This is a genomic window from Microbacterium ginsengisoli (genome assembly GCF_000956535.1).
GTDB lineage: Bacteria > Actinomycetota > Actinomycetes > Actinomycetales > Microbacteriaceae > Microbacterium > Microbacterium ginsengisoli.
This window is the reverse complement of the sequence record NZ_JYIY01000058.1, coordinates 1-12,967: the sequence shown is the minus strand read 5'-3', so window position 1 is coordinate 12,967 and position 12,967 is coordinate 1. Positions and strand designations below refer to the sequence as shown.

The following is a 12,967-nucleotide window of genomic DNA, read 5'->3' as shown; positions in this document are numbered from 1 at the left end:
GACGTTACCGCGATGACGCGTGCGACACGCTCGGCGCGAAGACAACGGATGCCTCGTCGGTCGCGGCCGCGCGAGCCGCCGCCGCGCGCGCACCGTCGACCATCGCGGACGTCTCGAAGCCGACGGTGGTGCTCAGCGCCGCCCCGACGCCGATCGCAGGAAGCACGACGCCGTCCTCCTGCACGAGCGTCTCGATCACGCCGCGGTACAGCAGCGCCGCCTGGCGACGCGCGTCAGGCGGGCTCGCGGCCATCGCGCACGTGAGCACGACACCATGCTCGATGGCGAGCAGCGCGTTCGCGACGCTGTATCGACGAGCAGCGGCCGCGACGCTCGCCCGCAGCTCCGCGAGGACGTCACCGCCGAAGGAGGCGGAGATGTCCTCGGCCGCGTCGATGTGCACCGCGCACACGACGACGAACTCGGTGCGCTCGGATCCCTTGCGCAGCAGCAGGTCCACCATGCGGCGGAATCCTTCGGCGTCGAGGTACCCCTCGCGCATCCCGGGCATCACGGCTCCCGCCGAGAGCAGCGTCTCACGGGGACCGAGCTCGTAGCGGAGGATGGATGTCGCGACCAGCACGACGACGGTGAACACGATGAAGAACGCGCTCACGGGGCCACTGCCGAGCCAGACTTGGAACAGCGGCTGCCCGGAGCCGACGGTGATGACCACGACGCCTCGCAGGATGTACACCACCGCCTCGGCGAGGAACGCGATGCCCAGCACCTTGCCGAATCCGAAGCGTGAGAGCCGGCCGCGCAGGCAGTACCACGACCCCACCGCAGCGAAGATCCCGATGCTGAGGAACAGCCACGTACCCCCGGCCCAGGCTCCCGCGTCCGGCCCGTCGACGAGCGTGGAGATCGCCGTCGCCACGCCGAGCCCGAGACCGAGCAGGAGCGGCCCGCCCGCGGGCCGGCCGTCGGCGACGCGGCATCCGATTGCGAGCGCGGCGGCCGCGGCGACCATCGTCGCGTTGCCGACAGCGAGGGCCGCCGTGCTCGCCCAGCCGGAGCCGATCAGGGCGTTCCAGACGACGTACGCGATCACGCCGATCGCGCTGAGCAGGTAGCCGAGGGACCAGAGCTGCACGGGACCGCGGTCCCGACGCACCAGCGACGTGACCACGAAGATGGCGGCAGCCGTCAGGAAGATCAGACCTGAGACGAACGACGCGGTGAAGGCATCCAGGATCATGCTCCACGCTCCTTCCAGACCGATCCGACCTCCGCCGCGCGCGGGGAGCGCTGGGCGAGTTCGGTCAGGTCTGCGGGTGCCGGAGAGTCGAGCGCCTCGGCCGATGCGGGCAGGCGCACCGTGAAGACGCTTCCGATTCCGGGCGTCGATTCGACCGTGATGTCGCCACCGTGGGCGCGCACCAGGTCACGCGCGATCGACAGGCCCAGCCCCGTGCCGCCCGTGCGGCTGGCGTCGGCGCGGAAGAACCGTTCGAACAGGCGACCGAGGGCGTCCCGCGACATCCCGATGCCGGTGTCGGTGACGGTCAGCCAGGTCGAGAGGCCGTCGGATGTCGCCGCGAGCGAGACGGTGCCGCCGTCGCGGTTGTACTTCACGGCGTTGCTCACGAGGTTGTCGAGCACCTGACGCATGCGGAGGGGGTCGGCGTAGGCGCGCACGTGGGCGATCTCGTCGATCTCGATCTCGATGCCACGCTCGGCGGCGCTCGGGCGATAGGCGACGCCGCTGGCCCGCAGCATCTCGGCGACGTCGATGTCCTGCTGCGCCACGGTCAGGTCCGCCGACTTCTCCGATCGACTCGAGGCCGTGAGGATGTCCGACACGATGCCGAGGAGTCGCTCGGCGTTGCGCTCCGCGACCTCCAGACTGCCGCGCGCGTGCGCCGGGACGTCGGGGTCGTCGATGGCGAGCTCGAGGTATCCGATGATCGAGGTGAGCGGCGTGCGCAGCTCGTGCGAGACGGACGCGACGAGCGAGTCGCGGGCGCGCAGAGCCGTGAGCTCGCTCGTGACGTCGCGGGAGACGATGACCGCCCCCGAGTCAGCTCCGTCGGCGGCGAAGGTGCGGCGCACCGACACGCTCAGCGCACGCCGGCGCGACCCCGGTGCGCCGAACCACACCACCTGGTTGTCGAACACCTCGCCCCGCGCGGCGCGCGCGAACGGGATGTCGTGCGCATCGAGCGGGGTGGCACCGTCGGCGGCGTAGACCGATGCGGTCCCGCTCGGGGTCGCACTGTCGGCGACCCGCGCCGCGCGCTGCAACCGGTCGTGCGCCTCGTTCGCGACGGTGATCGAGCCGTCGGCGCCGAGTCGGAGCACGCCGAAGTCGATGGTGTCGAGCACCTCCGCCAGCAACACCTCCTGTCGGAGGGAGCGCTGCAAGGTGATGGACATCGCATCGCGCTGACGGGAGAAAAGCCGACGCTGAGCCGCGAGCTGTCGGGCACCGACGAGGCTGAGCGTCGCCACGATCAGGAAGACGAGCGGTGTCGTGATGGTCGCGAACCCGAGGGTCTGTCTCGCGTCGATCGTGGGGAGGATCACGAACAGCCCCACCACCGAGACGAGGGAGACGAGATACCCGGCAGCCCCGAAGAACACCGACAGCCAGATCACCGGCAGCACGAGCATGCCGCCGATACCGGCGGTGGGCGCCGCCTGCCGCATCACATAGATGGCGACGACGTCCAGCAGCGGAAGCGCAAGGCTCGCCCACGCGTTCAGACTCCCCCACGGAACGATGAACGCGGCGCACGTGGCCCCGAACAGCAGCACGAGGCCGACGGCGAACAGGCCCACGTCTCCCGGCAGCGGGAACAGGAACGTCCAGAGCGCGAGCAGGCCGATCGCCGCGAACAGCGTCGTCTGCAAGACGATCACTGTACGCGCGCGAGCGCTCTCCAGCAGCGGAGGCAGACTGAACATCGTGACCGCCCGATGCAGGATGACCTGCAGGACGTCGTTCGCCTGGCTCCCCGGCGGAGTCGACCCCTCTCCTGCGCCAGTTGACGGCATAATGCGACGTTACCGCCCCGAGACCCTCCGTGCCGACCGATCCGACGGGCGCGTCATGACGCCGCCGGCACCGGGCGGGCGCCGCGGCCCGGGAGGAGCGTCAGAGCGATGAGGGCGGCGGTCAGCTCCAGCGCGATCACGGCGGCCGCGAGGGCCGGCCAGCCGAGACCCGCGAACACCAGTCCGAGTGCCCAGCCGAACAGACTCGACCCGATGTAGTAGCCGAGGTTGTAGAGCGCGGACGCCTGCGCGCGACCACCGGGCGCCGCTGACACGGGCGCCCAACCCGACGCGATCGCGTGCGCCGCGAAGAAGCCCGCCGTGAACACGAGGAGCCCGACGATCACCACCGGCAGCGACGGAACGACGGTGAGCGCGATGCCGACCACGAACATGCCGATCGAGGCGACGAGCACCCGACGCCGGCCGTGCCGTGACGCCAGCCGACCCGCCCACGGCGAGGAGACCGTGCCGGCGAGGTAGGCCACGAAGATCAGGCTCACGAGCCAGGCGGGCACGCCGTACGCCGGACCCGCGAGCTCGAAGCCGAGATAGTTGAACAGCGCGACGAACCCGCCCATCAACAGGAATCCCTGCGCGTAGAGCGCCCATTGCACGCGGGAGCGCAGGTTGCCGACGAGTGCCGCACGCACACGGGTGAGGGTCAGAGCGGATGCCGCGGCGAACCCGCGCGCACGGGGCGCGAGCACGAGGAAGAGCACCGCCGAGCCGGCGCACACGAGCGCGACCACGAACACCCCGATGCGCCAGTGACCGAGCTCCCCGAAGGGACCGGCGATGATGCGTCCGGCGAGTCCGCCGATCGTCGTGCCGGCCACGTACGATCCCGCCGCCGCGGCCGTATGCCGGGCGTCGACCTCCTCGGCGAGGTACGCGAGCGCGAGGGCGGGCACCGCTCCGAGAGCGATGCCCTCGACGAGGCGCGCGGCGAGCAGCAGCGGCAGCGTGGGCAGCAGCGGCGCGAGCAGTCCGAACAGGGTCGCCGCGGACACGCCTGCGGCCATAGCCGGCACGCGGCCGATGCGGTCGGCGACGATCGACCACGGAAGAACCGCGACCGCGAGACCGAGAGTGGCCGCGGACACCGACAGTGCGGCGCCCGCGGCCGACACGGAGAAGTCGGCGGCGATGAACGGGAGCACGGCCTGCGGCGAGTAGAGCTGGGCGAAGGTGGCGACGCCGGCGAAGAAGAGCCCGGCGAGCAGGCGCCGGTAGGACCTGCTCCCGGGAAGGTGCCCCGAGAAGTCCGTCACCCCTTCACGCTACCCGTCTCGGTGCCCCGGACGACGACGCGGGCCGGAGCCCGTAGGCTCCGGCCCGCGTCGTGCTGCGGAATGGTGCAGGTCAGTTGCCGGCGAGCTTCTCACGAAGCGCGGCGAGAGCCTCGTCGTCGGCGAGAGTACCCGAGGGGCCCTCATCGCTCGAGAAGGAGGACGGTGCGGCGTCGACCGAGCCGAAGCCGGCGGCCTCGGCCTCGAGCGTCTTCGCGACCTGGGACTTGTGAGCCTCCCAGCGCGACTGGGCGGCAGCGTATTCCTGCTCCCACTTCTCGCGCTGCTCCTCGAAGCCTTCCTTCCAGGCGTTGGTCTCCGGGTCGAAGCCCTCGGGGAACTTGTACTCCCCGTTCTCGTCGTACTCGGTGGCCATGCCGTACAGGGCCGGGTCGAACTCGGTGCCGTACGGGTCGACCGACTCGTTCGCCTGCTTCAGCGAGAGCGAGATGCGACGACGCTCGAGGTCGATGTCGATGACCTTGACGAAGACCTCTTCGCCGACCGACACGACCTGCTCGGCGAGCTCGACGTGCTTGCCGGAGAGCTCCGAGATGTGCACGAGGCCCTCGATGCCGTCAGCGACGCGCACGAACGCACCGAACGGCACGAGCTTGGTGACCTTACCGGGCGTGACCTGGCCGATCGCGTGCGTGCGGGCGAAGACCTGCCACGGGTCCTCCTGGGTCGCCTTGAGCGAGAGCGACACGCGCTCGCGGTCGAGGTCGACCTCGAGGATCTCGACGGTGACCTCCTGGCCCACCTCCACGACCTCGCTCGCGTGCTCGATGTGCTTCCACGACAGCTCGGACACGTGAACGAGACCGTCCACACCGCCGAGGTCGACGAACGCACCGAAGTTGACGATCGACGAGACGACGCCCTTGCGGACCTGACCCTTGTGCAGGTTGTTGAGGAACGTGGTGCGCGACTCCGACTGCGTCTGCTCGAGCAGGGCGCGGCGCGACAGCACGACGTTGTTGCGGTTCTTGTCGAGTTCGAGGATCTTCGCCTCGAGCTCCTGGCCGAGGTACGGCGTCAGGTCGCGCACGCGGCGCAGCTCGATGAGCGAGGCGGGGAGGAAGCCGCGGAGGCCGATGTCGACGATGAGGCCGCCCTTGACGACCTCGATGACCTGACCGGTCACGACACCGTCGTTCTCCTTGATCCTCTCCACGTCGCCCCAGGCGCGCTCGTACTGCGCGCGCTTCTTGGACAGGATGAGGCGACCTTCCTTGTCCTCCTTCTGGAGAACGAGCGCCTCGACCTGGTCGCCGACCTCGACGACCTCGTTGGGGTCGACGTCGTGCTTGATGGAAAGCTCGCGCGAGGGGATGACGCCCTCGGTCTTGTAGCCGACGTCGAGGAGAACCTCGTCGCGGTCGATCTTCACCACGGTGCCTTCGATGAGGTCGCCGTCGTTGAAGAACTTCAGGGTCTTCTCGACCGCGGCCAGGAAGTCCTCGGCAGATCCGATGTCGTTGATCGCGACCTGCTTGGTGGCCGGGGCGGTCGTTGCAGTAGTCATGTAGTGGGGTGTCCTAGTGGAGGGTGTTCTGGCCCCGGCACGCGTGTCTGCCCACGAGAAGCGGAGAGTTTTCGCGACGCCGCACGCCACGAGAGTGCGAGCGGATGCTTCGAGCCGGAGCGAAGCGGATTGTTGGCGTCCTCACGGGCGCGCGCGCAAACGCGCGTCACGTGGGTGACGCCTCAGGATATCAGAAGCGATCGGATGCCGCAGGGGTGCCGGGCCACCACGCCGGTAGGAGCGCTCTGGCCCGCTCGGCGGCCTCCGCCGTCTCGCGGTCGTCGACACCCGCGAAGGCGCGGATGAACGCGGCGACGCCGGCTCCGATGTACGCGGCCGCCTCACGGCGGGCCGCGGCATCCGTCGGCGCACCCGCGACCGCGCGGGCGGTGAAGGAGTGCAGCGCGATCTCGGCGCGTTCGGCGAGCCGCTGTGCGAGCATCCCCCCGAACACAGCGCCGGTCGGGCCCCCGAAGAGCGCCCGGTAGACGTCGCGCTCGGCGACGACCGCGTCGAGTGTGTCAACGAGTGCCGAGGTGTAGACGACCGCCAGCGCCTCGGCGTCGCCGCCCTGGGCGTCGGCGTCGACGGTGCCGAGTCGGTCGATCTCGCCGGCGAAAGAGCGCATCGCGAAGTCGAGCACATCGGTCGCGTGCCCGTAGAAGGTGGTGCGGTGCACGCCGGCCTCGCGGCACAGATCGGAGACGGTGATCTGGTCAAGGCGCCGCTCTCGCAGCAGGGCGCGCAGCGCCGCGTCGAGCGCGGCGCGGGTGCGCACCTGGCGGGGGTCGTCGGCCATCCACCCATCATGGCGCCAATGACCGCCGATGCCGCGAGCTCGACCTCCCATCGGCCACAATGTGGGGGTGATCACCGTCTTCATCGCGACGCTCGCCGCCCTCCTGCCGATCACGAACCCCCTCGGCGCCGTCGCCGCGTTCGCCGGACTCACGTCGAGATTCGACGCACGCACGCAGCACGCGCAGGCGTGGCGCACGGGCCTCTACGTCGGCGGCATCCTCGTGGTCTTCACGGCGATCGGCACCGTGCTGCTCTCGGTGCTCGGGATCAGCCTCGCGGCCCTGCAGATCGCCGGCGGACTGGTGGTCATGCACGCCGGATTCGGCATGATCGTGCCCCGCGTCGTCGCGACCCCCGACGAGCAGGCCGAAGCCCAGGCCAAGGCCGACATCAGCTTCTCCCCCATGGCCCTGCCGCTGGTCGCCGGGCCAGGTGCCATCGGCGTCGTGATCGGGCTCGCCGCGCGCAACCCCGACGTCCTCGACCGGGTCGCGATCGCCGCGGCATCCGTCGTGATCGCCGTGGTCGTCGCCCTCGTGCTGCGCTACGGCACCCCGCTGGTGGACAAGCTCGGACCGACGGGGATCGGGGCGCTCACCCGGGTGATGGGCTTCCTCATCCTCGCGATCGGGGTGGAGCTGGCCATCCACGGCGTGCTCGCCGCCGTCCCCTCGCTCTGATCCGCGCGGACACCGGCGGGCATAGACTGCCGCCGTGAACAACGGGAAGACGACGCCCTCGGGCGTGAGGAGGTCGCCGATGCCCCGTGCATCGGCATCGACGGCGCGCTGAGCGCCTTCGTCGCGCGCACCTCTGCGAGTGCGCACCTCTTCCGCCGGCTCGCCGGATCGTCAATCTCGAAAGGTCTTCTCCATGCGTCCCCTCGACGACGCGCGCCTGCGCGCGTGTCTTGTCAATGCCTCCATCTCCGAGCGGAAGAGCCTCGTGCTCCCCGATGATCTCGCCGGCCGAGACTGGTCCTCGCTCGACTTCCTCGGCTGGCGCGACCGCCGAGCGCCCCTCGTCGGCTGCGTCGTCGCCGACATCGACGGCGAGCCCGTCGGGGTTCTGCTGCGTGAGGCCGAGACCCGCACGCGCAGCCGCCCGCAGTGCTCATGGTGCTCCGACGTCGAACTTCCGAACGACGTGGTGCTCTTCACCGCACGCCGAGCGGGTGCGGCCGGGCGTCGCGGCGACGGGATCGGCACGCTCGTGTGCGCACGATTCGAGTGCTCCGCGAACGTGCGCCGACGCCCCGCCCGCTCGTTCGCCGGGTTCGACCCCGAGCTCGCCCGCACCGAGCGCATCACCGCGCTGCGCGCGCACGTCGACGCGTTCGTACGCGAAGTCGCGAGTCGCTGAGGGGTGGGCCGACTCAGCGGGTGCGCTGCGTCGCGAGCCAGGCGTCGAAGTCGATCGTGCCGACGATCAGCGGCGCGTCGAGCGCCGCGTCCGGCAGGTTCGCACCGTCGCGCATGCCCTTGAGCTGATCGGTCGCCGCGGGGATCGGAAACCGGATCCCCCGGTGACCGGTCGCGCGCGCCCACGCCTTCACGAGACGCGGAAGCTCCTCGACGCGGGGCCCGGCGACGTGACGGATGCCACCCGCCTCCGCGTCCTCGACGGCGTCCACCAGGATCTCGGCGAGCTCTCCCAGATCGACAGGCTGCAGGCGCGCCGGGAACACCGCGTGCACCGGGCCCCATCCGCCTGACGACCAGATCTGCCCGGCGAACTCGTGGAACTGCGTCGCGCGGACGATCGTGTGCGACACGGACGCGTCTGCGTAGACCCGTTCCTGTGCGAGCTTGCCGGCGTAGTAGCCGTGGGGGTTGCGGTCGATGCCGACGATCGAGAGCGCGACGACACGCGTCACACCGTGCTCGGCCGACGCGCGCACGATGTTGGCGGCCGCTGCCCGGAAGAACTCCGTCGCCTCCTGCGCGTGCAAGGTCGGCGTGTTCACCGCATCGATGACCGCATCCGCTCCGGCGAGCGCGTCACGCACCTGGTCGAGGACGAGCACGTCGACACCCGTCGCCCGCGACAGGGCGAGCACGTCGTGCCCACGGCGGGTGGCGGCATCCACGATCCGTCGACCCGCGGCACCCGTGGCCCCGAAGACCGCGACCCTCATCGCGTCGCCACCGCGTGCAGAGCGGCGCCCGACAGGCGCTGCGTCGTCCATTCGTCCATCGCCACGGCCCCCAGTTCCCGATAGAAGCGGATCGACGGTTCGTTCCAGTCGAGCACCGTCCACTCGAGGCGGGTGTAGCCCCGCTCCTCGCACACGGCGGCGAGCGCGGCGATGAGTGCCGTACCGTACCCGCTCCCGCGGTGCGCCTCGTCGACGAACAGGTCTTCCAGCCAGATCCCGTGACGACCTGTCCACGTCGAGAAGGTGACGAACCAGAGGGCGATACCGACGATCACGCCGTCCTTCTCGACGACATGCGCGAAGGCCTGGGGCTGCGCGCCGAAGAGGGTGCCGGTGAGGTCGGCGAGCGTGGTCTCGACGGCGTCGGGCTCGTTCTCGTAGACCGCGAGCGCATGGATGCTCGCGAGTATCCCCGCCTCGTCGCCCGGCCGCGCCCCACGCAGCACGGCCCCGTCCCCCAGCGTGTGCTCGCTCATGGGCCGAGCGTACCGAGCGGCTTTGCGAGAATCGACAGCGACGCGTCGAACCGGCGAGGAAGGACATCGGATGCCGCACCCCACCCGCACGCGCCTTCCTGCTCCGCTGCGGCGGGCGGCGGCGGAGGTGCACCCCTACACGGCCCTTCTCCTCACCCTGGTGATCGGGGGGCTGCTCGCCTACGCGCTGAGCTGGCTGGCGGAAGAGGTGTACGACTCCGTCGCCGTGGGCAACGGCGAGGGGATCGCGGGCATCGACCGGCCGGCGCTCGACGTCGCCCTGACACTCCGCTCGCCGGTCGTCGACACCGTCGTGACGCTGTTCACCGATCTCGCCGGCCCGATCGTGATGCCGATCATCGCAGCGGTCGCTGCGCTTGTGCTCGGCCTGCGGCGCCGTTCCTGGACGCCGGTGATCCTGATCGTCGCCGCCGGAGTCGGATCGCTGCTGATGACCGTCGCCGGGAAGCAGGTGATCGGTCGGGAGCGACCGCCGCTCGAACAGGCCGTGCCGCCGTATGAGTACACGCCGTCGTTCCCCAGCGGTCACACGCTCAACGCGGTCGTGGTCGTGGGAGTCATCGCCTACCTCCTCATCCTCCGGCGGCGCACGCGAGGCGCGAAGCTCGCCCTCGGGATCGGAGCGGCGGCGTTCGCGGTGCTGGTCGGTCTCAGTCGCGCGTTCCTCGGCCACCACTGGCTCACCGACGTGATCGCCGGATGGCTCCTCGGTGGCGCGTGGCTCGCGGTCGTGATCACGGCTCACCGCGCGTCGCTCGTCGTACGGGATGTCCGGGCAAGCCGCGGCATCCATTCGTCGGAATAGAAACCGCACCTCGGAGGTTGCGTCAGACATGAAGAGCTTCGGCACACTCTCGTTCGGTCACTACGGCCCGCTCGGCGGCGGCCACCAGCTGAGCGCCCAGGACTCGCTGCTCCAGGCGATCGACCTCGCCCAGGGACTGGACGAGTTGGGGGTGAACGGCATCGCGTTCCGCGTGCATCACTTTGCGCGCCAGCAGGCCTCTCCCATGCCGCTGCTCGCCGCCATCGCGGCGCGCACCTCGCGCATCGAGGTCGGCACGGGCGTCATCGACATGCGGTACGAGAACCCGCTCTACCTCGCCGAGGAGGCGGCGGCCGTCGATCTCATCAGCGACGGCCGACTCGCCCTCGGAGTGAGCCGCGGCTCACCCGAGACCGTTGTGCGCGGGTACGAGGCGTTCGGCTACACCGGGTCGGAGGATCCGCGCGGGGCCGACATCGCGCGGGAGCACTTCTCGCTGTTCCTGCGCGCGATCGAGGGCGAAGGGCTCGCCGAGCGCGACCCGTACAGCCCGTTCGGCGGCGGCACCGGGCTGCAGCGCATCGAGCCGCACTCCCCCGGCCTGCGCTCACGCATCTGGTGGGGCGCCGGCAACCGCGACAGTGCGGAGTGGGCCGGAACCGTCGGCGTGAACCTCATGTCGTCGACACTTCTCACCCAGGCCGACGGCACACCGTTCGACGTGCTGCAGGCGCAGCAGATCGACGCGTTCCGCGGCGCATGGACGGCGGCCGGTCACCCCGGCGAGCCGCGTGTCTCCGTCTCCCGCAGCATCTTCCCGATCACGACCGCGGAAGAGGCGCGCTACTTCGGGGGCGGCGCGGGCGATGACCAGATCGGCGTCATCGACGGCATCCGCTCGACGTTCGGCAAGACGTACGCGGCAGAGCCCGACGTGCTCGTCGAGCAGCTGCGGCAGGACGAGGCCCTGCACAGCGCGGACTCTCTCATGATCACGATCCCGAGCCAACTCGGCGTCGCGTTCAATCTGCGCCTCATGGAGTCGTTCGCGACGTATATCGCACCCGCGCTCGGGTGGGAGCCGACCGTCGCGACGGTCTGAGCTCAGGTCGCGGAGGTTTGAGCTCAGGTCGCGACTCAGTTGAGGATCTCGCCGCCGCCTCCGGCACGGATCACCGCGAGCCGCTCCCGCCACGCGGCACGCGCGTCGGGGGCGAGTCGATTCCAGTCGGCGACCTCGTCGAGCACCCGCAGCGACGAAGCGCTGCGGAAGGAGCGCGTGGGGTTACCGGGGAACTTCTTGTCGGTGACGTTCGGATCGTTCTCGAACGCTCCCGTCGGCTCGACCGCATAGACCCTCGGCGTCGCGCCGTCGCCGGAGAGTTCGGCGGCGATCTCCGCCGCGAGCCCGGCGCCGTCGACGAGCGCCGTGAAGTAGACGTGGTTCATGACCACCTCGGGACGGTAGTTCGAGCGATGCCCGGCCGTGAGGAGATCACCCGGCTGCAGGTCTGCCGTCGTGCCGTGGAAGAAGGGTCCGGGGTCCAGGGGATCGACCATGCGGTGATCCTCCCACCAGACCGGCGCGTATGCGTGCGCAGTGCGGGAGGGAAGGGGGTGCCCGTGCCAGCGCACGGACACCCCCTTGTCTCTCAGCTCAAGGCGCTGAGGAACCCGTTGGTGTAGGCCAGCGACGACGTGCCCGACGACACCGAGTTGCACGTGGCAGACGCGGTCGAGGTCGGCGTCGCGCACGGGACATCCCGGTCGAGCAACCAGAAGTGCACGCCGGCGAGGCCCGCGCTCTTGGCGTAGTTCGCGACCGTCGTGATGTCGGCAAGGGTGAACACCTCGCTGGACACGTCGTTGACCCCGATCATCGGCGTGAGCTCGATCTTCGAGAACGGCACCCCGTAGCTGTGGTTCAGGTTGACCGCGGCCTGCACCGCCGAGCGACCCATGTCGCAGCTGCCGGAGACGACGACGCAGTTGGTCGCCGAGGCGGAGCCGAAGTCCATGGTCATGAGGTTGACCGTGTAGTTCGTCAGCGACGACGCCTGGATGGCCTGCACCACCGCGGCTCCGGTCGAGTTCAGGCCGCCGTAGCTGCCGTCGCTCGCCGCGAGGGTCGCGAGGGTGAACGAGAAGCGCAGGTTCGGGTAGGCGCTCTGCGCGCCGGCCGCCGACGCCACCAGGCTCGAGATCTGCGCCGGCGACTGACCGCCCTCGATGTCGAAGTCGATGCCGACGAGGTGGCTTGACGCATAGCGCGCGATGAACGACGTGAGGCCCGCCGCACTGCCGCACGTGAAGGTGCCGGCCGCGCCACCGGTCGAGATGACGTAGTCGACGCCGGCCGCATCGAGGGATGCGATGTTCGCGGCCGCGAAGGATGCCGCATCCACCCCTCCCCAGTTCTCGCCCGTGCAGGTGCCGGTCGCAAAGCCCAGGGTGACCGCCCGGAGGGAGGTCGCCGAACTGCCGAGCACACCACCCGCGCCGATCAGCGGTCGCGCGGTGCCGGTGACAGCCGTCTGGAGCTTCAGCGTGTTCCAGTTCATCGAGATGGTGGCGTCCTTGTACGGGCTGAACAGGAAGCCGGGCGCCGTGCCGGTCGACGGTGTGGGCGTCGGGGTCACCGTGGGCGTCGGGGTCGGCGTCGGAGAGGCCGTCGGACTGGAGGTCGGCGTCGGGGTCGGCGTGCTGCCACCGCAGCTGCCTGTGGCCGTCCAGGGCTGGCCGGTGCCGACGGTGCCGTTGTGGGTCTCTTCGCAGTTGAGGGTGTAGCCCGGGACCGCCGGCTGGTTCGCGGATAGGCGTCGAGGTCTTCCAGGATGGAAGTTCTCACGCTCACCATCCGCCGGAAGACCTCGACTTGCACCACCCTACGTTCGTGACCCCTGACCTGACCACGTTCTGCCGTCT

General features: G+C 70.2%; 13 protein-coding genes. 4 read left to right on the top strand and 9 right to left on the bottom strand.

From position 1 onward, the window contains the following. Positions 1-4 precede the first annotated feature (4 nt). From RR49_RS02800 to RR49_RS15620, 5 genes are all read right to left on the bottom strand, one after another. Positions 5-1,201: a UbiA prenyltransferase family protein gene (locus tag RR49_RS02800; protein ID WP_045246520.1), complete on the bottom strand. Its 1,197-nt coding sequence runs from the start codon at positions 1,199-1,201 to the stop codon at positions 5-7. Continuing rightward, positions 1,198-3,000, bottom strand: a complete 1,803-nt coding sequence (locus RR49_RS02795) for a sensor histidine kinase (RefSeq protein ID WP_084603784.1) — start codon at positions 2,998-3,000, stop codon at positions 1,198-1,200. Before RR49_RS02795 ends, RR49_RS02800 begins: the two co-directional genes overlap by 4 nt. A 53-nt stretch (positions 3,001-3,053) precedes the next feature. Then, a complete protein-coding gene (locus tag RR49_RS02790) occupies positions 3,054-4,274 on the bottom strand; it encodes an MFS transporter (protein WP_045246518.1) in 1,221 nt (406 codons plus the stop codon). Positions 4,275-4,365: 91 nt separating this feature from the next. Continuing rightward, entirely contained in the window at positions 4,366-5,820 is a 1,455-nt protein-coding gene (gene rpsA / locus RR49_RS02785; protein ID WP_045246516.1) for a 30S ribosomal protein S1, read from the bottom strand. A 190-nt stretch (positions 5,821-6,010) separates the two neighbouring features. After that, the gene (locus tag RR49_RS15620) at positions 6,011-6,619 is read right to left on the bottom strand and encodes a hypothetical protein (protein ID WP_048809354.1); all 609 of its coding nucleotides are present in this window, start codon (positions 6,617-6,619) and stop codon (positions 6,011-6,013) included. Between the two features lie 67 nt (positions 6,620-6,686). Here RR49_RS15620 and RR49_RS02775 point away from each other — a divergent pair, with 67 nt between their 5' ends. Together RR49_RS02775 and RR49_RS02770 are read left to right on the top strand one after the other, a co-directional pair. Beyond that, a complete protein-coding gene (locus RR49_RS02775) occupies positions 6,687-7,301 on the top strand; it encodes a MarC family protein (protein ID WP_084603783.1) in 615 nt (204 codons plus the stop codon). 193 nt (positions 7,302-7,494) lie between these two features. Then, positions 7,495-7,983 (top strand): FBP domain-containing protein, encoded by a 489-nt coding sequence (locus RR49_RS02770; protein ID WP_045246512.1) that lies wholly within the window; start codon positions 7,495-7,497, stop codon positions 7,981-7,983. Positions 7,984-7,996: 13 nt separating this feature from the next. Here RR49_RS02770 and RR49_RS02765 read toward each other — a convergent pair whose 3' ends face one another. Further along, positions 7,997-8,758, bottom strand: coding sequence for an SDR family oxidoreductase (locus tag RR49_RS02765; protein WP_045246510.1), 762 nt, complete (start codon positions 8,756-8,758; stop codon positions 7,997-7,999). Continuing rightward, entirely contained in the window at positions 8,755-9,255 is a 501-nt protein-coding gene (locus RR49_RS02760) for a GNAT family N-acetyltransferase (RefSeq protein WP_048809352.1), read from the bottom strand. Before RR49_RS02760 ends, RR49_RS02765 begins: the two co-directional genes overlap by 4 nt. A gap of 70 nt (positions 9,256-9,325) precedes the next feature. Between RR49_RS02760 and RR49_RS02755 the strand changes: the two genes are divergently transcribed. Both RR49_RS02755 and RR49_RS02750 read left to right on the top strand, forming a co-directional pair. Then, the gene (locus RR49_RS02755; protein WP_045246507.1) at positions 9,326-10,081 is read left to right on the top strand and encodes a phosphatase PAP2 family protein; all 756 of its coding nucleotides are present in this window, start codon (positions 9,326-9,328) and stop codon (positions 10,079-10,081) included. Positions 10,082-10,109: 28 nt separating this feature from the next. Then, positions 10,110-11,144 (top strand): LLM class flavin-dependent oxidoreductase, encoded by a 1,035-nt coding sequence (locus tag RR49_RS02750; RefSeq protein ID WP_045246505.1) that lies wholly within the window; start codon positions 10,110-10,112, stop codon positions 11,142-11,144. Positions 11,145-11,179: 35 nt separating this feature from the next. Here RR49_RS02750 and arr read toward each other — a convergent pair whose 3' ends face one another. Then, positions 11,180-11,602 carry an NAD(+)--rifampin ADP-ribosyltransferase gene (arr, locus tag RR49_RS02745; protein ID WP_045246504.1) on the bottom strand — a complete coding sequence of 141 codons (423 nt, stop codon included), beginning with the start codon at positions 11,600-11,602 and terminating at the stop codon, positions 11,180-11,182. A 92-nt stretch (positions 11,603-11,694) separates the two neighbouring features. After that, positions 11,695-12,681 carry a glycoside hydrolase family 18 protein gene (locus RR49_RS02740; RefSeq protein ID WP_048809351.1) on the bottom strand — a complete coding sequence of 329 codons (987 nt, stop codon included), beginning with the start codon at positions 12,679-12,681 and terminating at the stop codon, positions 11,695-11,697. Between the last annotated feature and the right edge of the window lie 286 nt (positions 12,682-12,967).

Bases quoted from the DNA above. Each gene is read 5' to 3' on its own strand.
- RR49_RS02800 (WP_045246520.1), bottom strand. From the start codon at position 1,201: ATGATCCTGGATGCCTTCACCGCGTCGTTCGTCTCAGGTCTGATCTTC.
- RR49_RS02795 (WP_084603784.1), bottom strand. From the start codon at position 3,000: ATGCCGTCAACTGGCGCAGGAGAGGGGTCGACTCCGCCGGGGAGCCAG.
- rpsA (WP_045246516.1), bottom strand. From the start codon at position 5,820: ATGACTACTGCAACGACCGCCCCGGCCACCAAGCAGGTCGCGATCAAC.
- RR49_RS15620 (WP_048809354.1), bottom strand. From the start codon at position 6,619: ATGGCCGACGACCCCCGCCAGGTGCGCACCCGCGCCGCGCTCGACGCG.
- RR49_RS02770 (WP_045246512.1), top strand. From the start codon at position 7,495: ATGCGTCCCCTCGACGACGCGCGCCTGCGCGCGTGTCTTGTCAATGCC.
- RR49_RS02765 (WP_045246510.1), bottom strand. From the start codon at position 8,758: ATGAGGGTCGCGGTCTTCGGGGCCACGGGTGCCGCGGGTCGACGGATC.
- RR49_RS02760 (WP_048809352.1), bottom strand. From the start codon at position 9,255: ATGAGCGAGCACACGCTGGGGGACGGGGCCGTGCTGCGTGGGGCGCGG.
- RR49_RS02755 (WP_045246507.1), top strand. From the start codon at position 9,326: ATGCCGCACCCCACCCGCACGCGCCTTCCTGCTCCGCTGCGGCGGGCG.
- RR49_RS02750 (WP_045246505.1), top strand. From the start codon at position 10,110: ATGAAGAGCTTCGGCACACTCTCGTTCGGTCACTACGGCCCGCTCGGC.
- arr (WP_045246504.1), bottom strand. From the start codon at position 11,602: ATGGTCGATCCCCTGGACCCCGGACCCTTCTTCCACGGCACGACGGCA.